A 214-nucleotide genomic window follows, 5' to 3' on the forward strand; every position below is an offset into this window, starting at 1 on the left:
GACGGCGTTTCGGCCTGCTGGCGGGATTGCCAGGCGACCGGCCAGATCCGCTCCGATTTGATGGTCTTGACGAAGGTTGCCACCCTCCAGGTGTCGTGGCCGTTCCCGCGCCCGCTCATCGAGATCCGGCGGAGCAACGCGTGATCGTCGACCGAGCCGTATTGCGATCCGCGGTCGGAATGATGGACCCGCCCCGGCGCGGGGGGCGAGCCAC

The 214-nt window shown here is 68.7% G+C and carries 1 pseudogene; it reads right to left on the reverse strand.

Annotated features, from left to right (window positions below):
- Positions 1-214: pseudogene (locus tag FBT96_RS21055) on the reverse strand (IS3 family transposase); the annotation flags it as partial.

The organism is Rhodobacter capsulatus, assembly GCF_005144475.1.
Classification (GTDB): domain Bacteria; phylum Pseudomonadota; class Alphaproteobacteria; order Rhodobacterales; family Rhodobacteraceae; genus Rhodobacter; species Rhodobacter capsulatus_C.